A 22,061-nucleotide genomic window follows, 5' to 3' on the forward strand; every position below is an offset into this window, starting at 1 on the left:
GGTGCGGTAGTCGCGCAGTCGCCATTCGCGTTCGCGCGCGTATTTGCGCAGCCGGGTGTCGGGGTTGATCGCGTAGGGGTGGCCGACCAGCGAGAGCATCGGGATGTCGTTGAACGAGTCACTGTAGGCGGCGCAGCGCGCCAGGTCCAGGCCCTCGGCGGCGGCGAGGGCGCGGACCGCCTCGGCCTTGGCGGGGCCGTGCAGCGGCTCGCCGACCAGGCGGCCGGTGTAGAGGCCGTCGACGGACTCGGCGACGGTGCCGAGGGCGCCGGTCAGGCCGAGGCGCCGGGCGATGGTCTGGGCGATCTCCACCGGGGCCGCCGTCACCAGCCACACCTTCTGGCCGGCGTCGAGGTGGGCCTGGGCCAGGGAGCGGGTTCCGCTCCAGATGCGGCCGGCGACGTACTCGTCGTAGATGTCGTCGCCGATCACCCGAAGTTCCTCGACGCTGTGGCCCTTCACGATGGACAGGGCGGCGTCGCTGGCCTCCTGCATGTGGGCGGGGTCCTCGACGCCGGCCAGCCGGAAGTAGGCCTGCTGCCAGGCGAACCGCAGCAGGTCGCGGGTGTCGAAAAATCTCCGCTTGTAGAGGCCCCGGCCGAAGTGGAACAGGGCCGCGCCCTGCATGACCGTGTTGTCCAGGTCGAAGAAGGCCGCGGCGCGGGTGTCGCCGAGGACCGGGAACCCGGTCTCCTGCTCGAGTGCGAGGGAGGACTTGCGGGCGACCTCCGCCGCGGCCTCGCCGGCCAGGACGCTGCGTGCCGTGGCGAAGCGCTTTCGGGGGAGGAGCCATCCAAGAGCGGCCATGCGGTGAGCATATCCACATCGTGGGACGGCTTCGGGGCGGCGAGGTTGTCGTCCTGTGAACACCGCGGGGCCGGTCCGCGCGCACGGGGGCGGGAGGGCCGCCGGCGTGCGCGCGGACCGGGCGGGGTCAGGCCAGGGCGGCCCGCAGGCGGGACTCGTCCACGCGCCAGAAGGTGTGCTGCCGGCCGTCGATCAGGACCACCGGGATCTGTTCCCAGTAGGCGCGGTGGAGCTCCTCGTCCTGGGTGATGTCCTTCTGCTCCCAGCGCACGCCGAGCTCGTCGCAGACCTTGGCCACCACCTTCTCCGCGTCCTCGCAGAGATGGCACCCGGGCTTGCCGATCAATGTCACCAGACCACTCATGTCCGCCATTGTCCCGCGCGCCGCGGCCGTCACGCACCGGTGCGACGACCGTGCGGAAGGTGACGGGGCCGTGATCGTCCTCACGAACGGCGGCCGGGTGGAGGCGGGGAGTGGCGTGAAGGAGGGGGGATCGGGCGGAGTGGAGGAGAGATAGCTCTCACCGGACTCCGGAATCTGCCTCTGACCTGCGGGTTCGCGCTCCGTGACGGGTCGGTCGACTCCTTCTGTTCGCTTAGGATTTGACTACGAATTTGCTTGCGGGGGCGTGCATCGAAAGAGGAGCGTGTGCTGCTTTGTCCCCGACGAGTGAGGGACCCCGGCGCCTGGTCGGCGGTCCCGTGCGCGTGCGCGAACACCGCGTGACCCCGGTCACGTCGGTGGGGCAAAACGGACACAATCTTTGTGCACACGTTCACAAAGACATAGCCTGCATCCGACGAGGCGGTCCGGGGACGTGTGGCCGCCCCCAGCCCCGCTCTACCCGCAGGAGCATCGTGGCAACTGGCCGAACTCACCGACCGGCGACCCGCAGCCGAGGAATCCCCGAGGCCACCGTCGCCCGGCTTCCGCTGTACCTCCGCGCTCTGACCGCTCTGTCGGAGCGCTCCGTGCCGACCGTCTCCTCCGAGGAGCTCGCGGCCGCCGCCGGGGTCAACTCCGCGAAGCTCCGCAAGGACTTCTCGTACCTGGGTTCCTACGGCACGCGGGGCGTGGGCTACGACGTCGAGTACCTCGTCTACCAGATCTCCCGCGAGCTCGGCCTGACCCAGGACTGGCCCGTGGTCATCGTCGGCATCGGAAACCTGGGCGCGGCGCTCGCCAACTACGGCGGTTTCGCCTCCCGCGGTTTCCGGGTCGCGGCGCTGATCGACGCCGACCCCGCGATGACGGGCAAGCCGGTCGCCGGCATCCCCGTCCAGCACGCCGACGCGCTGGAGGACATCGTCCGGGACAACGGCGTCTCCATCGGCGTCATCGCGACCCCGGCCGGGGCCGCCCAGCAGGTCTGCGACCGCCTGGTGGGTGCCGGTGTGACCTCCATCCTCAACTTCGCGCCGACCATGCTGACCGTTCCGGACGGTGTGGACGTGCGCAAGGTGGACCTCTCCATCGAGCTGCAGATCCTCGCCTTCCACGAGCAGCGCAAGGCCGGTGAGGACGCCGCAGCCGACGACGACGCCGCGCCGGCGCCGGCCGCCGTCAAGGGCGCCGCCGCCGCGGCGGCCGCGGCCGCGGCGATGGACGAGGCCGACCCGAAGGGCACCGACGGGGAAGCCCCCGCCGTGATGCCGGCATGAGTCTGCTCGTCGTCGGGCTGAGCCACCGCAGCGCGCCGGTCAGCGCACTGGAGCGCGCCGCGCTGGACGCGGAGGCGAAGACCAAGCTGCTCCAGGACACGGTCGCCGCCGAACCGGCCGCCGAGGCCGCGGTGCTGGCCACCTGCAACCGCATCGAGCTCTACGCCGACGTGGACAAGTTCCACGCCGGTGTCGCCGAGCTGTCCACGCTGCTGGCCCGCCACAGCGGGGTCGGGCTGGAGGAGCTCACTCCTTATCTCTATGTGCACTACGAGGACCGGGCGGTCCACCACCTGTACTCGGTGGCCTGCGGCCTGGACTCGATGGTGGTCGGCGAGGGCCAGATCCTCGCCCAGATCAAGGACGCGCTGGCCCAGGCGCAGGAGCTGCACACCGCCGGGCGGCTGCTCAACGACCTGTTCCAGCAGGCCCTGCGGGTGGGCAAGCGCGCCCACTCGGAGACCGGCATCGACCGCGCCGGGCAGTCCCTGGTCACCTTCGGCCTGGAGCAGCTCGCGGGCGCGTCCGACATCACCTCCTGGCTCGAGGGCCGGCGGGCGCTGGTGATCGGCGCCGGTTCCATGTCCTCGCTGGCCGCGGCCACCCTGGCGCGTGGCGGTGTCGCCGAGATCGTGGTCGCCAACCGCACCTTCGAGCGCGCCGAGCGGCTCGCGGAGAACCTCGCCGAGATCGCCGTGAACGGCGGCTCCCCGGTCCGCGCCCGCGCGGTGACCATGGACGCCGTCCCCGACGAGCTCTCCCGCGCCGACATCGCCGTCTCCTGCACCGGCGCCACCGGCCTGGTGCTCACCGCCGGGAAGGTGGCCGCCGCGGTCGAGGGCCGGGTCCGCCCGGCCGGTGCCGCCGCGGGCGACGCCTTCGGCCCCTCCCACGCGGAGACCTCCGCGCGCGGGACGCGGGACGCCGGGGGCTGCCCCGTCGGCCCGGACCCCGTCGGCCCGCCCGGTCCGGCCGGGCTGCCGCAGGGCGCGCCCGCGGTGGACTTCCCCGCCACCGGCGAGGCCGCCGTGGCCGGGATGGACGCCGCCACGCTGGAGCAGCACGGCGCCTGGGTGGACCGCGGTGACGCGGAGCGCCTGGAGGCCGCGCGCACCGGCCAGGAGGTGCGGCCCGAGCCCGACCCGGAGCTGGTCACCGCGCTGGCCGCGACCGTGGCCGCGGTGGGCCGGATCCCCGAGCGCCGCCGTCCGGAGGCCGTGGAGACCATCCGCCCCGAGCCGGTGCTGTCGGTCCTGGACCTGGCGATGCCGCGTGACGTGGACTCCGCCGTGCACCGGCTCGCCGGGGTGCGGCTGGTGGACATCGAGTCGCTGGCGGACGCCTCCGCCGACGCCCCGATGGCCGCCGACGTGGACCAGGTGCGGCGGATCGTCGCCGACGAGGTCGCCGCCTTCGGCGCCGCCCAGCGGGCCGCGACCATCACGCCGACCGTGGTGGCGCTGCGCTCGATGGCCGCAGAGGTGGTGGCGAGCGAGATCGCCCGGCTCGAGGGCCGGCTTCCCGGCCTCGACGCCAAGCAGCGCCAGGAGATCACCCAGACCGTCCGGCGGGTGGTGGACAAGCTGCTGCACGCGCCGACCGTACGGGTGAAGCAGCTCGCGGCGGAGCCCGGCGGCGCCGGGTACGCGGACGCGCTGCGCACCCTGTTCGACCTCGACCCGGAGACGGTGGCGTCCGTCTCCCGGGCCGACAAGGCCGCCGGCCGCATCGCCGACGACGCCCTCCAGAACACCCTGATCGACGCCAACGCCAAGAACCGAGGGCGAGCATGACAGAGAAGGCTTTGAGGCTCGGCACCCGGCGGAGCAAGCTCGCCATGGCCCAGTCCGGGCACGTGGCGGAGGCGGTGAGCCGGGTCACCGGCCGGCCCGTCGAACTCGTCGAGATCACCACCCACGGCGACGTCTCGCGCGAGCACCTGACGCAGATCGGCGGCACCGGCGTGTTCGTCGCCGCCCTGCGCGAGGCGCTGCTGCGCGGCGAGGTCGACTTCGCGGTCCACTCGCTGAAGGACCTGCCGACCCAGCAGGCCGACGGCCTGACGCTGGCCGCGATACCGGTCCGCGAGGACCCGCGCGACGTGCTGATCGCGGCCGGCGGCGCCAAGCTCGCCGACCTGCCGCGCGGCGCCCGCGTGGGCACCGGTTCGCCGCGCCGGATGGCGCAGCTGAACGCGTACGCGCGGGCCCACGGGCTGGAGCTGGAGACGGTGCCGATCCGCGGCAACGTCGACACCCGGATCGGGTTCGTGGAGAGCGGGGAGCTCGACGCCGTCGTGCTCGCCGCCGCCGGCCTGAACCGGATCGGCCGCGCGGACGAGGTCACCGACTTCCTGCCGGCCGAGACCGTCCTGCCGGCTCCCGGCCAGGGAGCCCTGGCCGTGGAGTGCTCCGCCGGCGACGCGGAGCTGATCGCCGCGCTCTCGCAGCTCGACGACCCGCACACGCGGGTCGCCGTGACCGCCGAGCGGTCACTGCTCGCCGCCCTGGAGGCCGGCTGCAGCGCACCCGTGGGTGCCCTGGCCGGCCTGCTGGGGGACGGGCAGATTGTCAAGGAAATGCGCCTGCGGGGCGTCGTCGGCACGACCGACGGCTCCCGTGTGGTGCAGATGTCCACCACCGGTCCCGTACCCCAGACGCACGAGCAGGCCATGGCGCTCGGCCGCGAACTCGCCGCCGAGATGCTCGCCCGGGGTGCGGCCGGTCTGATGGGGGAGCGAGCACAGTGAGCCCCACCACCCTTCCCGCCGCCCAGGACCACGGGCACGTCACCTTCCTGGGTGCCGGGCCCGGCGATCCGGGTCTGCTCACACTGCGCGCAGTGGAGGCCCTGGCGAACGCGGACGTCCTCGTCGGCGAACCCGACGTGCTGGACGTGGTGCGCGAGCACGCCAGGCCGGGCGCCGTCCTGGAGAACACCGGGACGAACGCGGACGCGCCACAGCTGACGGTGGTTGACAGCACGTCAACAACCGTTGCCGTTCCAGCGGAACGTGATGCCGTTCATCTTGTCATGGCGGCCGTGCGGTCCGGCAGGCGGGTGGTGCGTGCCGTCACCGGCGACCCCGGACTGGACTCCGACGCCGCCCGCGAGATGCTCGCCTGCGCCGCGGCGGGCGTGCGGTTCGAGGTGGTGCCCGGCATCGCCTCCGCCGTCGGCGTGCCCGCGTACGCCGGTGTGCCGCTGCGTGACGCCGAGGGCGCCGACGTGCGCTTCGTCGACGCCCGCACGGCCAGCGCCCGCTGCTGGACCGAACTCGGCGCCTCCGACGGCACCGTCGTCGTCTCCACCACGCTGGACGGCGTCGCGGCGACCGCCGCCGAGCTGGTGTCGGCGGGCCGCAAGCCGGACACCCCGCTCACCGTGACGGCGGCCGGCACCACGACCCGCCAGCGCAGCTGGACGGCGACGCTGGGCACCATCGCGCAGGTCTTCAAGCAGGGCAAGGTGCTGCCCTCCGCGGACGGCGGCCAGGCCGTCATAGCCGTGGTCGGCGAGCGTGCCGCCGGCGCCGACCGGCGCGACCAGCTCTCCTGGTTCGAGTCCAAGCCGCTCTTCGGCTGGAAGGTCCTCGTGCCGCGCACCAAGGAGCAGGCGGTCTCGCTCTCCGACCAGCTCCGTTCCTACGGCGCGGTGCCGCACGAGGTGCCGACCATCGCCGTGGAGCCCCCGCGCACCCCGCAGCAGATGGAGCGCGCGGTCAAGGGCCTGGTCACCGGGCGCTACGAGTGGATCGCCTTCACCTCGGTCAACGCCGTCAAGGCGGTCCGGGAGAAGTTCGAGGAGTACGGCCTGGACGCGCGCGCCTTCGCGGGCATCAAGGTCGCGGCCGTCGGCGAGCAGACCGCCAAGGCGCTGATCGCCTTCGGCGTGAAGCCGGACCTGGTGCCCAGCGGCGAGCAGTCGGCCGCGGGTCTGCTGGAGGACTGGCCGCCCTACGACCCGGTCTTCGACCCGATCGACCGCGTCTTCCTGCCGCGCGCCGACATCGCCACGGAGACCCTGGTCGCCGGGCTGATCGAGCTGGGCTGGGAGGTGGACGACGTCACGGCGTACCGCACCGTGCGCGCCTCGCCGCCGCCGGCCGAGACCCGTGAGGCGATCAAGGGCGGCGGCTTCGACGCGGTGCTCTTCACCTCGTCGTCGACGGTGCGGAACCTGGTCGGCATCGCCGGCAAGCCGCACAACGTCACGGTGATCGCCTGCATCGGCCCGGCCACCGCCAAGACGGCGGAGGAGCACGGCCTGCGGGTCGACGTGATGGCCCCGGAGCCGTCGGTCACCAAGCTGGCGGCCGCGCTCGCCGAGTTCGGCGCCAAGCGGCGCGAGGCCGCGCTGGCGGCGGGCGACCCGGTCACCCGGCCGTCCGAGCGGCGTCCCGGCGCGCGGCGCCGGCGGGCGACGACCAGCTGAGGCGCGGTCCGCGGACCACGTGTGCCCCCGTACCCGGGATCCGGGTGCGGGGGCACCGCGCTTCCCCGCCTCCGCCTTCCCCTTGTACGCTCCACCAGTCGTCCGTCCCCCCGGAGGTGTGCGCACGTTGGCCGAGCTGACGGCCGTCGCCGTGATCACCGTGCTCGCGGTGATCAGTCCGGGCGCCGACTTCGCGATGATCGTCCGCAACAGCTGCCTGTACGGGCGGACCGCCGGGCTGCTGGCCGCGGCCGGGATCGGCCTCGGCGTGCTGGTCCACGTCTCCTACACGGTCCTGGGCGTGGGCCTGCTGCTGTCCGGCACGCCGGCGGTCCTCACCGCCGTGCGGATCGCGGGCGCCTGCTACCTGGTGTGGACCGGGTGGCAGACGTTCCGGTCCCGCGTCGAGGTCGACACCTCGGGCGGACCGGGTGAGCCGCCGCCGCGCGGCGCGGCGCTGCGGACCGGCTTCCTCACCAACGCGCTCAACCCCAAGACGATGCTCTTCGTCGTCTCCACCTACACGCAGGTGGTGGACGCGGGCACCCCGTTCCTGCGGCAGGCCGGGTACGGCCTGTTCATGTCCCTCGCCCACCTGGTGTGGTTCGGGCTGGTCGCCGGCGTGCTGTCGGCGCCGGCGCTGCGGACGCGGCTGCTGCGGGGCCAGGTGCCGCTGAACCGGGCCATCGGCGCGGTTCTCGTGGCCCTCGGCATTTCGCTCGCCCTCGCCCCGGCCTGATACCTAGGCTCGGCCGCATGATCGCCACCTTGCAGTGCCTCGTCATCGACTGTCCGCGGCCGCGCGAACTCGCCGCCTTCTACCGGAAGGTGCTCGGCGGGGAGGTGGACAAGCGGGATCCGCGCTGGTCGACCGACGAGACCTGGTCCACGCTCCACACCCCGGACGGCCGCGTCCTCGCCTTCCAGCAGGCCCCCGACCTCCAGCCCCCCGCCTGGCCCGACCCGTCCCGTCCCCAGCAGTACCACCTCGACCTCGGCGTGGCGGACCTGGACGCCGCGGAGGCCGGGGTGCTGGCGGCCGGCGCCACGCTGCTCGACGCGGGTGACCCCGGCCGGTCCTGGCGGGTGTACGCGGACCCGGTCGGGCATCCGTTCTGCCTCGTGCGGGAGTAGCGCCCCCGAAGGCCGGGGCGCGGCCGCGTCTCCTTCCGGCAGGCCGCGGCCTCGGGGAGCCGGGAGATCGCGTACGACCGGCTCGGCGGACGTCCGCGACGGACCGGACCCCGGAGGGCCCGCCACGGCGGGTCCGGCGTCCTCCCGGACCGGGCGGGCCCGGAGGGCACCCTCCGCGAACCGCCGGACGAACCGCTGCCCGCGCTCTTCCCCGCGCCGTACCCGGAGGCCGGGGAGGCCGGGGAGGCTGTGGGGCTCCTGGGGGAACTCCTCGGCCGGTGCGGCCGGCGGGGGCTACCGTGGGTGGGCATGAGACCGGTTGCGCGGGACGCCGCGGTCGTCCTGATCACGGGGGTCATGGCCGCCGGCAAGTCCACCGTGGCCGAGCTGCTGGCCGCACGGCTGCCGCGGGCGGCGCACGTCCGGGGCGACGTCTTCCGCCGGATGGTGGTCTCCGGGCGTGAGGAGATGACGCCGGAACCGGCGCCCGGCGCGCTCGCCCAGCTCGACCTGCGGCAGCGGCTCGCCGCGACGGTGGCGGACGAGTACGCGGAGGCCGGGTTCACGGCGGTGGTGCAGGACATCCTCCTGGGGGACGACCTGCCGCGGTTCGTCGCGCGGGTGCGGACCCGCCCGCTGTACGTGGTGGTGCTCGACCCGTCCGCCGAGGCGGTGCGTGGGCGGGAGGCGGGCCGGGCGAAGACCGGGTACGCCGGAGGCTGGTCGGTGGACGGCTTCGTCCGCGTGCTGCGGGAGGAGACCCCGCGGATCGGTCTGTGGCTGGACACGTCCGGGCAGACACCGGAGGAGACGGTGGACGCGGTCCTGGCCGGGCTGGAGCGGGCGGAGGCCGGGAACGCCGGCGCCGGGGCCGCGGACGGCGCCCCGGCGTAGGGCCCGCGGCGGCCCGGCGTAGAGCTCGCGGCGGCCGGGCCGACGGGGCGCCTCGCCGCCGGTCACCGGCTGCCGGACGGCGCGCACCGGCGGGCCCGGCCCGGTCCGCCGCGGGGAGGCGGTCTCCCGGCCTAGTCGAGCGGGACCTCCCAGGCGGTCGCGCCCAGCGGATAGGCGTACCGGGGACGGCCCTTGTTGCCGCTGACGCGGAAGGGGAGGCCGCCGTCGTCGACGCGGACCGTTCCCGAGCGGCCGCCGCTGGACCACTCGAGGTCCAGCACCCAGCTGACGTCGTGGGCCGAGGCGCGGCCGGTGACGTAGACGACCAGGGGCTCGGCGGCGGTGACCTTGTAGGGGAAGGCGCCCTGGCCCCCCTGCGGCCGGGCGACCGGGCGCGGCTCGTCGAGACGGACGTCGAAGGACTTGGTGGAGACGTTGCCGCCGCAGCCGACGCCCATGACGTAGTCGTTCCACGGCAGCGGGGTGGAGGACCTGAGGACCCGGACGTGGAGCGCGTCGAGGACGACGGTCTCGTCCCCGGACGCCTGGACGGTCAGCGCGATCATCTGGTCGCCCGAGGCGACCGCGCCCATGGCGGGCACCCACCCGGGGGCGTCCGGCTCGGTGGGCGGCGGGCCCATTTCGGCGGGTGGGCGGTTCACCAGGTAGTGCTGGCTGCAGGGGCTCTCCCACACGTGGGGGCGGGTGGTGACGGTCAGCGGGGTGCCGGTGGCCTTCGGTGCGGCGGTCTTCCCACTGGTGGCGGCGGAGGGGGCGGGGGTGGCGCCCTTCCGGGCCTTGTCGTCGTCCTCGTCCTTCTTCCCGTCCTCGTCCGGCGACGCGGAGGGCGAGCCGGTGACGGGCGGCCGGGTGGGGGACGCGGCGGCGCCGGCCGCGGAGGTGCGGTCCCCGGCGCCGCCGCCGTCGTCCGGCAGGTGACGGACGACCAGGGTGCCGGTGAGGACCACCGCGGCGACGGCGGCGATCGCGGAGGCGACGAGCCGGCGCCGGCGGCCGGGGGAGGGGGCCGGGGAGGAGGCGGCGGACGTGAGGGCGCCGCCCCCGGGCGCCGCGGCGTCCGCGGGTCCCCCGGCGGTGGCCGGCTCCGCCGGGGCCGTCCGGTCATCGGCTGATTCCGGTTCGGTGCGCGGGGCGGGGGGAGCCGCTTCGGCGGCCGGGGCCGCGTCCGGCGACGGCGCGGGCGCCGGGGCCGGCCGGCCCGCGCGGAACCGCCCGCCCGGTACCCGCAGCGGCGCGAACGGCGGCACGGTGCCGGGGGCCGGCCCCCGCCCGGCCCGAGCCGCCGCAGGGAGGCGGCGGGCGGGGCGGAGGACGGGACGGCGGACGGGGCGGAGGGGAAGGCGGCGGGCGGCACGGCGGAGGAGGCGGTGGGGAGGACGGCGGTGGGCGCCCCGTCCACGGGGCCGAAGTACGCGTTCATGGCCCCAGCCTGAGCCCTGTCGCTGACCCCCGCCTGACCCTGTGGACGGCCCTCCCCGCTCCTCGTCCACAGGTCACCCGGGAGGGTTACGGCAGCGTGAAGCCCGGGTCCTGGCCGCCCAGCGCGTGGGCGCAGGGGCAGGCCCGCCGGTCCGTGGCGGGCAGCCCCGCCACCGCGTCGAAGAGGACGTCCCGGAGCCGGCCCACGTTGGCCCCGAAGACCCGCAGCACCTCCTCGTGGGAGACGCCCTCGCCGGCCTCGGCCCCGGCGTCGAGGTCGGTGACCAGGTTCAGCGACGTGTAGCAGAGCTCCAGCTCCCGGGCGAGCGCCGCCTCCGGATGCCCGGTCATGCCGACCACCGACCAGCCCTGGGCGGCGTGCCAGCGGGACTCGGCGCGGGTGGAGAAGCGGGGGCCCTCGATCACGACCAGGATGCCGCCGTCCACGGCCTCCCAGTCCCGGCCGCGCGCCGCCTCGAGCGCCACCGCCCGCCCGGCGGGGCAGTAGGGATCGGCCAGCGAGACGTGGACGACTTCGGGGACGGTGCCGTCGGGCAGGGGCAGGCCGTCGAAGTAGCTGCCGGGCCGCGACCTGGTCCGGTCCACCAGCTGGTCGGGGACCAGCAGGGTGCCGGGACCGTACTCGGGCCGCAGGCCGCCGACCGCGCAGGGGCCGAGGACCTGCCGGACGCCCACCGACCGCAGCGCCCACAGGTTGGCCCGGTAGTTGATCCGGTGCGGCGGCAGATGATGCCCGCGGCCGTGCCGCGGCAGGAACGCGACCCGGCGGCCCGCGACCTCACCCACGAACAGGGAGTCGCTGGGCGGTCCGTAGGGGGTGTCGACCGGGACCTCGGTCACCTCGTCGAGGAACGCGTAGAAGCCCGATCCGCCGATCACGCCTATCTCGGCGCTCACCGTGTTCACCATGGCGGAACCATAGGCCCTCGGGCACGGTCGCCGACATGCCCGGCGACGGGCCCACCGACGTGCCCGCGGCCGCGCTCATGGACCTGGCCGCGGGCACGCCGAAGGCCCCGCCGCGCCCTCCGTGACCGGAAAGCGCGCGGGGCCTGCGAAGCGGCGGTGCGTCAGGCGGCCGAGCTGCTGCTCGACGAGGCCGTCGAGGCCGAGGCCGACGACGAGGCCGCCGACGACGAGGCCGCCGACGACGAGGCCGCCGACGACGAGGCCGCCGGCGCCGAGGACGCCGAGGACGTCGAGCCCGAGGAGGCCGAGGAGCCGGACTTCGCGGCGGGCGTGCTGCTGGACGACGAGCCGCGGCTGTCGTTGCGGTAGAAGCCGGAGCCCTTGAAGACGATGCCGACGGCCGAGAACACCTTCTTCAGGCGGCCCTGGCAGTTGGGGCACTCGGTCAGGGCGTCATCGGTGAACTTCTGCACCGCCTCGAGGCCCTCGCCGCACTCGGTGCACTGGTACTGGTAGGTCGGCACTGTCTTCCTCCTGGCACTCTCACTCGATGAGTGCTAACGACGATCCATCTTGACGCATTCCTGGCCGACAGTCCACTGCCGCACCCCGTCCGGTGACCGATGCCACTGGCGCCGGAGGTCAGCGCGCCGCCCCCGAGGTGCCCAGCCAGCCGGCGAGCTTGCCGCCCCGGGCGACCGCCCGCAGGCGGCGCTCGGTGGCGTCCTGCACTTGGTCGGTGGCGACCACCAGCAGTTCGTCGCCCCGCTGGAGCACCGTCGACGGCGACGGCACGAACGAGGCGTCGTTGCGCACCACCAGGGTCACCGAAGCGCCCTCCGGCAGCCGCAGCTCGCCCACCTCGACGCCGTGCATCCGGGATTCCTTGTCCACGGTCAGCGACAGCAGGTGTCCGCGCAGCCGCTCCAGCGGCGCCGACTCGATGCCCAGGTCGGCCGCCTCGTTGTCGTCACCCAGGCGCAGTTTGCGGGCCAGCCAGGGCAGCGTCGGCCCCTGGACCAGCGTGTAGACCACGACCAGCACGAAGACGATGTTGAAGATCCGCCGGCTGCCCTCGACGCCGGCCACCATCGGAATGGTGGCCAGGATGATCGGCACCGCGCCGCGCAGCCCCGCCCAGGACATCAGGGTCTGCTGCCGCCAGGGCGTCCGGAACGGCGTCAGGCAGACGAAGACGCTCAGCGGCCGCGCCACCATCGTCAGGACCAGGCCGATCACCAGCGCGGGCAGGATGTCGTCGCCCAGCTCACGCGGGTTGACCAGCAGGCCGAGCAGCACGAACATGCCGATCTGCGCGATCCAGCCGAGCCCGTCCGCGAACCCGCGGGTGGCCGGGTGGTGCGGCAGCCGGGCGTTGCCCAGCACCATCGAGGCCAGGTAGACCGCGAGGAAGCCGCTGCCGTGCGCCATGGCGCCCGCCGCGTAGGCCGTCACCGCCATCGCCATCACGGCGATCGGGTAGAGGCCGGAGGCGGGCAGCGCCACCCGGCGCAGTCCCCAGGCGCCCAGCCAGCCGACCGCGAGGCCCATCGCCGCGCCGATCGCCAGTTCCATCACCATCTCGGCGAGCAGCACGTACCAGTGCTCGACCGGGCCGGCCATGGAGAAGGAGACGACCAGGATGACCACCGGGGCGTCGTTGAAGCCGGACTCGGCCTCCAGGGTGCCGGTGATGCGTGACGGCAGGGGGATCCGGCGCAGCACGGAGAAGACCGCCGCCGCGTCGGTGGAGGAGACCACCGCGCCCACGATCAGCGCCTGCCGCCACTCCAGGCCCGCCAGGTAGTGGGCGCCCGCGGCGGTCACCGCGACGCTCACCGCGACACCGGCCGAGGCCAGCACGGAGGCGGACGGCAGGGCCGGTTTGATCTGGCTCCACTTGGTGCCGAGTCCGCCCTCGGCGAGGATCACGACCAGGGCGGCGTAGCCGATGACCTGGGTCAGCGCGGCGTTGTCGAACTCGATGCCCGCGATGCCGTCGGAACCCAGCCCGATGCCGATCCCGAGGTAGATCAGGAGGCTGGGCAGTCCGCTGCGCGAGGACACCCGCACGGCGGCCACCGCGACCAGGAGGACGAGCGAGGCGCCGAGCAGAAGCTGGTTGAGGTGGTCGACAGTCAGTGGCGGCCTTCCCTTCCCTCCGAGGTGCTGCGAACGGACAGGTCTGCGGTAAGTCTTTCGTTACCTTACCTAACTCTTGACGCTTTCTTGACGCGGTTCGAGGACTTCGCCGCGCTTCCACGGCTCCGGCCGGGCGTCGCACCGGGACGAAGCGGACACCCCGCTCGCCTGATGCCACGGCTTCACAGACGCCGCGTCAAGCCGCCGCGCCCCGTGCGCCTATCGTTGCTCCAGCGCGACGACGGGCTCCGCCGCCGCGCCAGAACTGACCACCGCCCGCCCCGCCGCTCGCGTGAGGACAGCAAGGACAGCGATGCCCCCCAACACCACCGCCTCTTCCGGACAGCAGCCCGGCAAGTCCGGCAGGAAGAAGGGGCGCAAAGCCCGACTCCTGGTCCTCCTCGTCGTCCTGGCGCTGATAGGCGGCCTGGTCTACGGCGGGTTCTGGACGGTCAGCACCGTCCGCGCCTCGTTTCCGCAGACCAGCGGGTCGCTGACCCTGAAGGGCCTGTCCGGCCCGGTCGAGGTCCGGCGCGACGGCCAGGGCGTGCCGCACGTCTACGCCGACTCCGAGGAAGACCTGTTCATGGCGCAGGGCTTCGTCCAGGCGCAGGACCGGTTCTACGAGATGGACGTGCGCCGCCACCTGACCGCGGGACGGCTCTCGGAGATGTTCGGCGAGAGCCAGGTCCCGACCGACGAGTTCCTGCGCACCCTCGGCTGGCGCCGGGTCGCGCAGCAGGAGTACGACAAGAAGCTGTCGGCCTCCACCAAGAAGTACCTGCAGGCGTACACCAAGGGCGTCAACGCCTACCTGGAGGGCAAGGAGGCCGACGAACTCTCCCTGGAGTACGCGGCGCTGGCGCTCACCGGTGACTACAGGCCCGAGCCGTGGACCCCGGTGGACTCGGTGGCCTGGCTGAAGGCGATGGCCTGGGACCTGCGCGGCAACATGCAGGACGAGATCGACCGCTCGCTGATGACCAGCCGGCTCGACGCCGGGCAGATCGCCGACCTGTACCCCGGCTACCCGTTCGCGCGGAACAAGCCGATCGTCCAGGAGGGCGCCTACTCCGAGGCCACCGGCACCTGGGACCAGAAGGCGACGCCGGCCCCGCAGGGAACGGACGGCGCCGCCGCCGGCCTGCCGGGCGTCCCGGCCGGGGACGCGGAGGGGCTGCAGAGCCAGCTCGCCGGGCTCTACGGCGTGCTCGACGACCTGCCCACCGCGGTCGGCGTCAACGGCAACGGCATCGGTTCCAACTCCTGGGTGATCGCCGGCAGCCACACGGTGAGCGGCGCCCCGCTGCTGGCCAACGACCCGCACCTGTCGCCGGCGCTGCCCTCGGTCTGGTACCAGATGGGCCTGCACTGCCGCACCGTCTCCGACACGTGCCGCTACGACGTCTCCGGCTACACCTTCTCCGGCATGCCCGGCGTGATCATCGGCCACAACCAGACCATCGCCTGGGGCTTCACCAACTCGGGTGTGGACGTCGTCGACCTCTACCTGCAGAAGGTCACCCCGGAGGGTTACCAGTACGGCGGGAAGACCGTCCCCTTCACCACCCGGAAGGAGACCATCAAGGTCGCCGGCGGGGAGACGAAGGAGATCGTCGTCCGGGAGACCAACAACGGCCCGCTGCTCTCCGACCGCAACGGCGAACTGGTCCAGGTCGGCAAGAAGGCCGGCGTCGACGCCGGGGCCCCCGACCGGGGCGACGGGTACGGCGTCTCGCTGCGGTGGACCGCGCTCGACCCCGGCAGCACCATGGACGCCGTCTTCGCGATGAACACGGCGCAGAACTGGCAGGAGTTCCGGGCGGCCGCCGAGCTGTTCGAGGTGCCCTCGCAGAACCTGGTCTACGCCGACAGGAAGAACATCGGCTACCAGCTGCCGGGCCGCATCCCGGTCCGCGCCGAGGGGCACGACGGCTCGCTGCCGGCGCCCGGCTGGGACCCGGACTCCCGCTGGACCGGCTGGATCGACCAGGACGAGCTGCCCTACGAGTACAACCCGAAGCGCGGCTACATCGTCACCGCCAACCAGGCCGTCGTCGACGAGAAGGAGTACCCGTACCTGCTGACCGGCGACTGGTCCTACGGCGCGCGCAGCCAGCGGATCAACGACCTGGTCAAGGCGAAGATCGAGGGCGGCGGGAAGATCTCGACGGAGGACATGCGCGAGATGCAGACGGACAGCAGCAGCGAGATCGCCAAGCTGCTGGTGCCCGAGCTGCTGAAGATCGACCCGAAGGACGAGGACGTCCGCGAGGCGCAGGACCTCCTGGAGCACTGGGACCGCACGCAGACCCCGGACTCCGCGGCGGCCGCGTACTTCAACGCGGTGTGGCGCAACCTGCTGAAGCTGGCGTTCGGCAACAAGCTGCCCAAGGAACTGCGGGTCGAGGGCCAGTGCCTGTGGGTCGAGCCGGTGAACACCACCGGGCCGGCCGAGGAGGCCGACAAGGTCCGCGAGTGCGGCCGGCGCAGCGCCACGCAGGCGCAGCCGGACGGCGGCGACCGGTGGTTCGAGGTCGTGCGCAAGCTGATGAAGGAGCCGGACAGCGAGTGGTGGACCACCGGTGAGACGGCCAGCGGCCGGCCCGCCGCCACCAACCGGGACGAGCTGCTGCGGCGCGCGATGATCGACGCGCGCTGGGAGCTGACGGCGAAGCTCGGCAAGAACATGGACACCTGGAGCTGGGGCCGGCTGCACACGCTGTACCTGAAGAACCAGACCATGGGCACGGCCGGGCCGGGCCTCCTGCAGCACATGCTCAACCGCGGTCCCTGGGAGCTGGGCGGCGGCGAGTCCACGGTCAACGCGACCGGGTGGAACGCGGCCGGCGGGTACGGGGTGGTCTGGGTGCCGTCCATGCGGATGGTCGTGAACCTGGACGACCTCGACAAGTCGCGGTGGATCAACCTCACGGGCGCGTCCGGGCACGCCTACAGCTCGCACTACGTGGACCAGACGGACGCGTGGGCGAAGGGGGAGCTGTACGAGTGGCCGTTCTCCGCGGCCGCGGTGAAGCGGGCCACGGAGGAGACCCTCACGCTGAACCCGTGACGGTTCCGCCCGTTCCCGCGACGGGGCGGCCCCCTCTCCAGGGGGCCGCCCCGTCGGCGTTCGCGGGCGGCGGCCCCGGCCCCGGCCGCCGCCCCGTGCCCACCGTGCCGCCCGGCGACCCCGCCGCCCGCGGACGGCGCGGGACCGGTCCTCACGGGAAGCGGTGGAGGTGCGAGGGGGTCGCCGCGGCGGTGACGGGGCGGTCGTGGGGTTCGGTGGGGACGGTGTCGCGGAGTTCGGCGTCGTGGAGGAGGACCACCAGCGCCGGGGCCGCGCCCGCCGCGTCGAGGCGGGCGAGGACGCGGTCGTAGGAGCCGCCGCCGCGGCCCAGCCGCATGCCGCGGCGGTCCACCGCGAGGCCGGGCAGGAGGACCACGTCGGCGGAGAGGACCGCGTCGGTCCCGGCCCGCGCGCCCCCCGGCTCCAGCAGCGTCATCCGCCCCGTCCCCAGCGGCACCTCCACCAGCGAGCCCGCGCCCTCGTACTCGCCCCAGTCGAGGTCGTCGTCCTCCCGCAGCACCGGCAGCAGCACCCGCACGCCCCGCGACCGCAGCGCGTCCAGCAGCGCCCGGGTCCCCGGTTCGGACCCCACCGAGACGTACGCCGCGACGACCTCCGCGGCCGCCACCTCCGGCAGCTCCAGCGCACGGGCGGCGAGCGACCGTTCCGCCGCACGGCGCTCGTCGTCCGTCAATCTTCTCCTCGCCCGGAGGATCTCCGCGCGCAACCTTCGCTTGGCAAGGTCGTCAGCCACTGTTGTTTCCCACCGCTCCTCGGCCGCACGAACGGTACGGTTTTCCGCCCGAATGCAGCCATATGACGTGGAATCGAATGGAACTACCGATTCCGTACAACTCAATGGATATGGTTGCGAACATGATGAAGGCACATCCTCGGATCAGTAAGGCTGTCATCCCGGCGGCCGGTCTCGGCACGCGGTTCCTTCCGGCCACCAAGGCGACGCCCAAGGAGATGCTCCCGGTCGTGGACAAGCCGGCGATCCAGTACGTCGTCGAGGAGGCCGTCCAGGCCTGCCTGCGGGACGTGCTGATGGTCACCGGCCGCAACAAGCGCCCCCTCGAGGACCACTTCGACCGCAACTACGAGCTGGAGAACGCCCTCGAGCGCAAGGGCGACAACGACCGGCTGGCCCGTGTCCAGGAGCCCACCGACCTCGCCACCATCCACTACGTCCGCCAGGGCGACCCCAGAGGCCTCGGCCACGCCGTGCTCTGCGCCGCCCCGCACGTCGGTGACGAGCCCTTCGCCGTCCTCCTCGGCGACGACCTGATCGACCCGCGCGACCCGCTGCTCGCCCGCATGATCGACGTGCAGGCCGAGTACGGCGGCAGCGTGGTGGCGCTGATGGAGGTGGACCCCGCCCAGATCCACCTCTACGGCTGTGCCGCCGTCGACGTCACCAAGGACGCGGACGTGGTCCGGGTGACCGGCCTGGTCGAGAAGCCGGACCCGGCCGACGCGCCGTCCGCCTACGCCGTCATCGGACGCTACGTGCTCGACCCCGGCATCTTCGAGGTGCTGCGGCACACCCCGCCCGGGCGCGGCGGCGAGATCCAGCTGACCGACGCGCTCCAGCGCCTGGCGGCCGACGAGGGCACCGCCGGCCCCGTCCACGGCGTCGTCTTCAAGGGGCGCCGCTACGACACCGGGGACCGCGGCGACTATCTGCGTGCGATTGTCCGACTGGCATGCGAACGTGAGGACCTGGGACCGGACTTCCGGTCGTGGCTCCACCGATTCGTGGCCGAGGAGATGTAACGGACTTGAGCACCACCGCGCCCCGCAGCACCGCGTCCCAGGAGAACCACGCGCAGCAGGACCACGCGCGGGAGGACCGTCTGTGGACGGTGGAGGAGCACCTGGAGGACATCCTCTCCACCGTCCGCCCCCTCGAGCCGATCGAGCTGCGACTGCTCGACGCCCAGGGCTGCGTCCTGGTCGAGGACGTGACGGTCCCGGTCCCCCTGCCGCCCTTCGACAACAGCTCGATGGACGGCTACGCGGTACGCGTCGCGGACGTCACCGGCGCGAGCGAGGAGTTCCCCGCCGTCCTCGACGTGGTCGGGGACGTGGCGGCCGGCCAGGAGCCGGGGCTGCGCGTCGGCCCGGGTCAGGCCGCCCGCATCATGACCGGCGCGCCGCTGCCGCCCGGCGCCGAGGCCGTCGTCCCCGTCGAGTGGACCGACGGGGGTCTCGGAGCCGGACCGGCCACCGGCATGCGGGCCCGCAGCCAGGCCCCGGAGGGCGCCTCCGGGCAGGTCCGCGTCTTCCGCCCCGCCGAGGCCGGCGCGCACGTCCGCCGGGCCGGCAGCGACATGAAGGCCGGCGACCGCGCGCTCACCGCGGGCACCGTGCTCGGCCCGGCCCAGCTCTCGCTGCTCGCCTCCGTCGGCCGCGCGACCGCCCGGGTGCGGCCCCGCCCGCGGGTGGTGGTCCTCTCCACCGGCAGCGAACTCGTGCCGCCCGGCGAGCCGTTGAAGCCCGGGCAGATCCACGACTCCAACAGCTTCGCCCTCACCGCCGCCGCCCGGGAGGCGGGCGCCATCGCCTACCGGGTGGGCGCCGTCGCCGACGACGCGGAGACCCTGCGCACCAGCGTCGACGACCAACTGGTCCGCGCCGACCTGCTGGTGACCAGCGGAGGCGTCAGCGTCGGCGCGTACGACGTGGTCAAGGAGGCGCTGAGCGGCCCCGCACCGGCGGGCGGCGACAACGGCGGCCGGGGCGACGACGGCGACGACGGCGACGAGGAGGCGGTCGCCCCCGGCGTCGAGTTCCGGCGGGTCGCCATGCAGCCCGGCAAGCCGCAGGGGTTCGGCCTGATCGGACCCGACCACACGCCGGTGCTGACGCTGCCGGGCAACCCGGTCTCGTCGTTCGTCTCCTTCGAGATCTTCGTGCGCCCGGTGATCCGTGCCCTGATGGGGCTGCCCGAGGACCAGCTGCACCGGCCCCGCGTCCGGGCGGTGCTGGCGGCGGACGAGGCGCTCTCCTCCCCCCGGGGCCGCCGTCAGTTCCTGCGCGGCCGGGCCGAGGGGGACCGGGTCACCCCGGTGGGCGGCCCCGGCTCCCACCTGATCGGCGCGCTGGCGCAGGCGAACGCGCTGATCGTGGTGCCGGAGGACGTCACCTCCGTGGAGCCCGGCGCCGACGTCGAGGTGGTCCTGCTCGGCTGACGGGCGGATCCTGGCGGTACCGTGTCGCGCACCGCCGTACACGGAGCACGGCGCGACAGCCCTGAACGACTAAGGACGCCTTCCGCATGGGTACGCAGGATCGACTGACCCACATCGACGAGGCGGGCGCCGCCCGCATGGTCGACGTCTCCGGGAAGGACGTGACCGCCCGCACCGCCCGGGCGAGCGGCCGTGTCCTGGTCCACCCACGCGTGGTGGAACTGCTGCGCGGCGAGGGCGTGCCCAAGGGCGACGCCCTCGCCACCGCGCGGATCGCCGGGATCATGGGGGCGAAGAGGACGCCCGAACTGATCCCGCTCTGCCACCCGCTGGCCCTCTCCGGGGTGAAGCTGGACCTCGCCGTCGCCGACGACGCGGTGGAGATCACCGCCACGGTGCGCACCACCGACCGCACCGGGGTGGAGATGGAGGCGCTCACCGCGGTGACCGTCGCCGCGCTCACCGTGGTCGACATGGTGAAGGCGGTCGACAAGGGCGCCGTCATCACCGACGTGCGGGTCGAGGAGAAGACCGGGGGCAAGTCCGGCGACTGGAGCCGGACGTGAGCGGCGGCCGGCCCTACCGGGGACTGGTCGTCACCGCCTCCAACCGGGCCGCCGCCGGGGTCTACGAGGACCGCGGCGGTCCGCTCCTGGCGGCGGGACTGGAACGGCTCGGCTTCGCCGTGGACGGGCCCGTGGTGGTTCCCGACGGCGACCCCGTGGAGGCCGCGCTGCGGGACGCGGTGGCGGCCGGTTACGACGTGGTCCTCACCACCGGCGGCACCGGCATCTCGCCCACCGACCGCACCCCCGAGGCCACCCGCCGCGTCGTCGAGCGCGAGGTCCCCGGCATCCCCGAGGCGATCCGCGGGTACGGCCGCGGGAAGGTGCCCGCCGCGGCCCTCTCCCGGGGCGTCGCGGGCGTCGCCGGGTCCACGCTGATCGTCAACCTCCCCGGCTCCACCGGAGGGGTGAAGGACGGTCTGGCCGTCCTGGAGGGCCTGCTGACGCACGCCGTGGACCAGCTCCGCGGCGGCGATCACACGGCGCCGGAAGACCGGCCGGCCGCAGGACCGCCGTCCGGGGGCCTGTCGTCCGGGGGCCCGTCGTCCGGGGGTGCGAGCTGAACGGCCTGATCTGGCCCGTGGAACTGCGGCACGGCGACGTCCGGCTGCGGCCGATGAGGATGCGCGACCAGGCCGCCTGGCGCGAGGTGAACCGGCGCAACCGCGACTGGCTGCGCCGCTGGGAGGCCACCATCCCGCCGCCCCTGCCGGGCGGCCCCGTCACCCACCGGCCCACCTACCGGCAGATGGTCCGTCACCTGCGGTCCGAGGCGCGGGCCGGGCGGATGATGCCCTGGGTCGTCGAGTACCAGGACCGGCTGGCCGGACAGCTGACGGTCGGCAGCATCACCTGGGGCTCCATGTGCTCCGGGAACGTCGGCTACTGGGTGGACGAGGCGGTGGCCGGACGCGGGGTGATGCCGACGGCGGTCGCGCTCGCCGTGGACCACAGCTTCCGGGCCGTGGGACTTCACCGGCTGGAGGTCTGCATTCGCCCGGAGAACGGGCCCAGCCGCCGGGTGGTGGAAAAACTCGGATTCCGCGAGGAAGGGCTGCGGCCGCGCTATCTGCACATCGACGGGGACTGGCGCGACCACCTGGTCTACGCGCTGACCGTGGAAGAGGTCCCCGAAGGGATGATGACGCGTCTGTCCAGGCTGAGCGGCCGGACGTCGTGAGGAGGACCCGGCGGAACGGCGTTTTCCCGGTAATTGAATAAGTGTTCGAATTACCTGTCCGGAGTGATCACGTTTGGGCGTGGGAATTCATGCTTCCGGCGGGCTGTGATCACATCGGTCGCGTAAAAGGCTCGAAATATCAGCCAGATCGTGCGACACACCGCGCGAATAGGCAGATGGCCTCACCCAAACCGCTCTACCGTGTGACTGTGAGCAGCAGCGGCCTCATCTACGCAGTCATTGTCGGGGCCTGGGCCGCCTACTTGGTGCCGATGTGGCTCCGTAGGCAGGACGAGCTGAACGAGGCCCGTCCGACGGAACGCTTCAGCACCGCCATCCGGCTGCTGTCCGGAAGGGCGGGGATGGAGCGCCGTTACGCCAAGGACCTCGCGCGCTCCGCCGACGAGGCGGAGCCCGCGGCCGACAGGGTCGACCCGGACGCCGTGACCGACTCGGTCGACGTCCGGGCCTTCGCCGTGCCTCCGGACGATCCGCGCCCCGCCGCGCCGGAGCGCCGCCGAGGTGAGGGCCCCGTGCCCCGGCACCGGGCCGACGGCCCGCCCGCGCGGCGGCCCGCGGCCGCCGGAGCGGCGGGAGGACCG

At 73.7% G+C, this 22,061-nt stretch carries 20 protein-coding genes and 1 pseudogene; 14 read left to right on the forward strand and 7 right to left on the reverse strand.

Annotated elements, in window-relative coordinates:
* Positions 1-807: HAD family hydrolase (locus A2U95_RS12135; protein ID WP_166022140.1), on the reverse strand; the 807-nt coding region annotated here is incomplete at its 3' end.
* Between the two features lie 127 nt (positions 808-934).
* The gene (locus A2U95_RS12140) at positions 935-1,180 is read right to left on the reverse strand and encodes a glutaredoxin family protein (RefSeq protein WP_420856987.1); all 246 of its coding nucleotides are present in this window, start codon (positions 1,178-1,180) and stop codon (positions 935-937) included.
* Positions 1,181-1,665: 485 nt separating this feature from the next.
* Between A2U95_RS12140 and A2U95_RS12145 the strand changes: the two genes are divergently transcribed.
* The 7 genes from A2U95_RS12145 to A2U95_RS12175 all read left to right on the forward strand — a co-directional run bounded on the left by A2U95_RS12145 (position 1,666) and on the right by A2U95_RS12175 (position 8,931).
* Entirely contained in the window at positions 1,666-2,469 is an 804-nt protein-coding gene (locus A2U95_RS12145; protein ID WP_166022142.1) for a redox-sensing transcriptional repressor Rex, read from the forward strand.
* The gene (locus tag A2U95_RS12150) at positions 2,466-4,262 is read left to right on the forward strand and encodes a glutamyl-tRNA reductase (protein ID WP_166022143.1); all 1,797 of its coding nucleotides are present in this window, start codon (positions 2,466-2,468) and stop codon (positions 4,260-4,262) included. The genes A2U95_RS12145 and A2U95_RS12150 overlap by 4 nt, the downstream gene beginning before the upstream one ends.
* On the forward strand, positions 4,259-5,218 hold the full coding sequence (hemC, locus tag A2U95_RS12155) for a hydroxymethylbilane synthase (protein ID WP_166022144.1): 960 nt from the start codon (positions 4,259-4,261) through the stop codon (positions 5,216-5,218). Before A2U95_RS12150 ends, hemC begins: the two co-directional genes overlap by 4 nt.
* Positions 5,215-6,903 carry a bifunctional uroporphyrinogen-III C-methyltransferase/uroporphyrinogen-III synthase gene (locus A2U95_RS12160; protein ID WP_166022145.1) on the forward strand — a complete coding sequence of 563 codons (1,689 nt, stop codon included), beginning with the start codon at positions 5,215-5,217 and terminating at the stop codon, positions 6,901-6,903. Before hemC ends, A2U95_RS12160 begins: the two co-directional genes overlap by 4 nt.
* 127 nt (positions 6,904-7,030) lie before the next feature.
* Positions 7,031-7,642: a LysE family translocator gene (locus A2U95_RS12165; protein WP_166022146.1), complete on the forward strand. Its 612-nt coding sequence runs from the start codon at positions 7,031-7,033 to the stop codon at positions 7,640-7,642.
* 17 nt (positions 7,643-7,659) lie between these two features.
* Positions 7,660-8,037: a VOC family protein gene (locus A2U95_RS12170; protein WP_166022147.1), complete on the forward strand. Its 378-nt coding sequence runs from the start codon at positions 7,660-7,662 to the stop codon at positions 8,035-8,037.
* Positions 8,038-8,346: 309 nt separating this feature from the next.
* Entirely contained in the window at positions 8,347-8,931 is a 585-nt protein-coding gene (locus tag A2U95_RS12175; protein ID WP_166022148.1) for an AAA family ATPase, read from the forward strand.
* Positions 8,932-9,062: 131 nt separating this feature from the next.
* Here A2U95_RS12175 and A2U95_RS12180 read toward each other — a convergent pair whose 3' ends face one another.
* The 4 genes from A2U95_RS12180 to A2U95_RS12195 all read right to left on the reverse strand — a co-directional run bounded on the left by A2U95_RS12180 (position 9,063) and on the right by A2U95_RS12195 (position 13,443).
* On the reverse strand, positions 9,063-10,199 hold the full coding sequence (locus A2U95_RS12180; RefSeq protein ID WP_166022149.1) for a transcriptional regulator: 1,137 nt from the start codon (positions 10,197-10,199) through the stop codon (positions 9,063-9,065).
* A gap of 259 nt (positions 10,200-10,458) precedes the next feature.
* Entirely contained in the window at positions 10,459-11,301 is an 843-nt protein-coding gene (locus A2U95_RS12185) for an S-methyl-5'-thioadenosine phosphorylase (RefSeq protein ID WP_166022150.1), read from the reverse strand.
* Positions 11,302-11,462: 161 nt separating this feature from the next.
* The gene (locus tag A2U95_RS12190; RefSeq protein WP_166022151.1) at positions 11,463-11,825 is read right to left on the reverse strand and encodes an FmdB family zinc ribbon protein; all 363 of its coding nucleotides are present in this window, start codon (positions 11,823-11,825) and stop codon (positions 11,463-11,465) included.
* Positions 11,826-11,943: 118 nt separating this feature from the next.
* Positions 11,944-13,443, reverse strand: coding sequence for a potassium/proton antiporter (locus A2U95_RS12195; protein ID WP_166025105.1), 1,500 nt, complete (start codon positions 13,441-13,443; stop codon positions 11,944-11,946).
* 313 nt (positions 13,444-13,756) lie between these two features.
* On the opposite strand from A2U95_RS12195, the gene A2U95_RS12200 reads away from it, so the two are divergent.
* Positions 13,757-16,516 carry a penicillin acylase family protein gene (locus A2U95_RS12200; protein ID WP_166022152.1) on the forward strand — a complete coding sequence of 920 codons (2,760 nt, stop codon included), beginning with the start codon at positions 13,757-13,759 and terminating at the stop codon, positions 16,514-16,516.
* A 151-nt stretch (positions 16,517-16,667) separates the two neighbouring features.
* Here the strand turns inward: A2U95_RS12200 and A2U95_RS12205 are convergent, their stop codons facing one another.
* Positions 16,668-17,270 (reverse strand): 5-formyltetrahydrofolate cyclo-ligase, encoded by a 603-nt coding sequence (locus A2U95_RS12205; protein ID WP_166022153.1) that lies wholly within the window; start codon positions 17,268-17,270, stop codon positions 16,668-16,670.
* 122 nt (positions 17,271-17,392) lie between these two features.
* Between A2U95_RS12205 and galU the strand changes: the two genes are divergently transcribed.
* From galU to A2U95_RS12235, 6 genes and pseudogenes are all read left to right on the forward strand, one after another.
* The gene (gene galU, locus A2U95_RS12210) at positions 17,393-18,295 is read left to right on the forward strand and encodes a UTP--glucose-1-phosphate uridylyltransferase GalU (RefSeq protein ID WP_166022154.1); all 903 of its coding nucleotides are present in this window, start codon (positions 17,393-17,395) and stop codon (positions 18,293-18,295) included.
* 5 nt (positions 18,296-18,300) lie between these two features.
* Entirely contained in the window at positions 18,301-19,713 is a 1,413-nt protein-coding gene (gene glp, locus A2U95_RS12215; RefSeq protein WP_420856988.1) for a molybdotransferase-like divisome protein Glp, read from the forward strand.
* 86 nt (positions 19,714-19,799) lie between these two features.
* Positions 19,800-20,279 carry a cyclic pyranopterin monophosphate synthase MoaC gene (gene moaC / locus A2U95_RS12220; RefSeq protein ID WP_166022155.1) on the forward strand — a complete coding sequence of 160 codons (480 nt, stop codon included), beginning with the start codon at positions 19,800-19,802 and terminating at the stop codon, positions 20,277-20,279.
* Positions 20,276-20,842, forward strand: a complete 567-nt coding sequence (locus tag A2U95_RS12225; protein WP_206282870.1) for a MogA/MoaB family molybdenum cofactor biosynthesis protein — start codon at positions 20,276-20,278, stop codon at positions 20,840-20,842. Before moaC ends, A2U95_RS12225 begins: the two co-directional genes overlap by 4 nt.
* Positions 20,843-20,895: 53 nt before the next feature.
* Complete coding sequence (locus A2U95_RS12230; RefSeq protein WP_206282971.1) at positions 20,896-21,459, forward strand: GNAT family N-acetyltransferase; 564 nt, start codon at positions 20,896-20,898, stop codon at positions 21,457-21,459.
* 209 nt (positions 21,460-21,668) lie between these two features.
* Positions 21,669-22,061 (forward strand): annotated as a pseudogene (locus tag A2U95_RS12235) (hypothetical protein); the annotation flags it as partial.

The sequence above is a fragment of the Streptomyces chilikensis genome (assembly GCF_001642695.1).
GTDB lineage: Bacteria > Actinomycetota > Actinomycetes > Streptomycetales > Streptomycetaceae > Streptomyces > Streptomyces chilikensis.

Coding starts and splice junctions, on each gene's coding strand:
- A2U95_RS12140 (WP_420856987.1), bottom strand. CDS start 1,180: ATGGCGGACATGAGTGGTCTGGTGACATTGATCGGCAAGCCCGGGTGC.
- A2U95_RS12150 (WP_166022143.1), top strand. CDS start 2,466: ATGAGTCTGCTCGTCGTCGGGCTGAGCCACCGCAGCGCGCCGGTCAGC.
- hemC (WP_166022144.1), top strand. CDS start 4,259: ATGACAGAGAAGGCTTTGAGGCTCGGCACCCGGCGGAGCAAGCTCGCC.
- A2U95_RS12170 (WP_166022147.1), top strand. CDS start 7,660: ATGATCGCCACCTTGCAGTGCCTCGTCATCGACTGTCCGCGGCCGCGC.
- A2U95_RS12175 (WP_166022148.1), top strand. CDS start 8,347: ATGAGACCGGTTGCGCGGGACGCCGCGGTCGTCCTGATCACGGGGGTC.
- A2U95_RS12185 (WP_166022150.1), bottom strand. CDS start 11,301: ATGGTGAACACGGTGAGCGCCGAGATAGGCGTGATCGGCGGATCGGGC.
- A2U95_RS12200 (WP_166022152.1), top strand. CDS start 13,757: ATGCCCCCCAACACCACCGCCTCTTCCGGACAGCAGCCCGGCAAGTCC.
- galU (WP_166022154.1), top strand. CDS start 17,393: ATGATGAAGGCACATCCTCGGATCAGTAAGGCTGTCATCCCGGCGGCC.
- moaC (WP_166022155.1), top strand. CDS start 19,800: ATGGGTACGCAGGATCGACTGACCCACATCGACGAGGCGGGCGCCGCC.
- A2U95_RS12230 (WP_206282971.1), top strand. CDS start 20,896: ATGAGGATGCGCGACCAGGCCGCCTGGCGCGAGGTGAACCGGCGCAAC.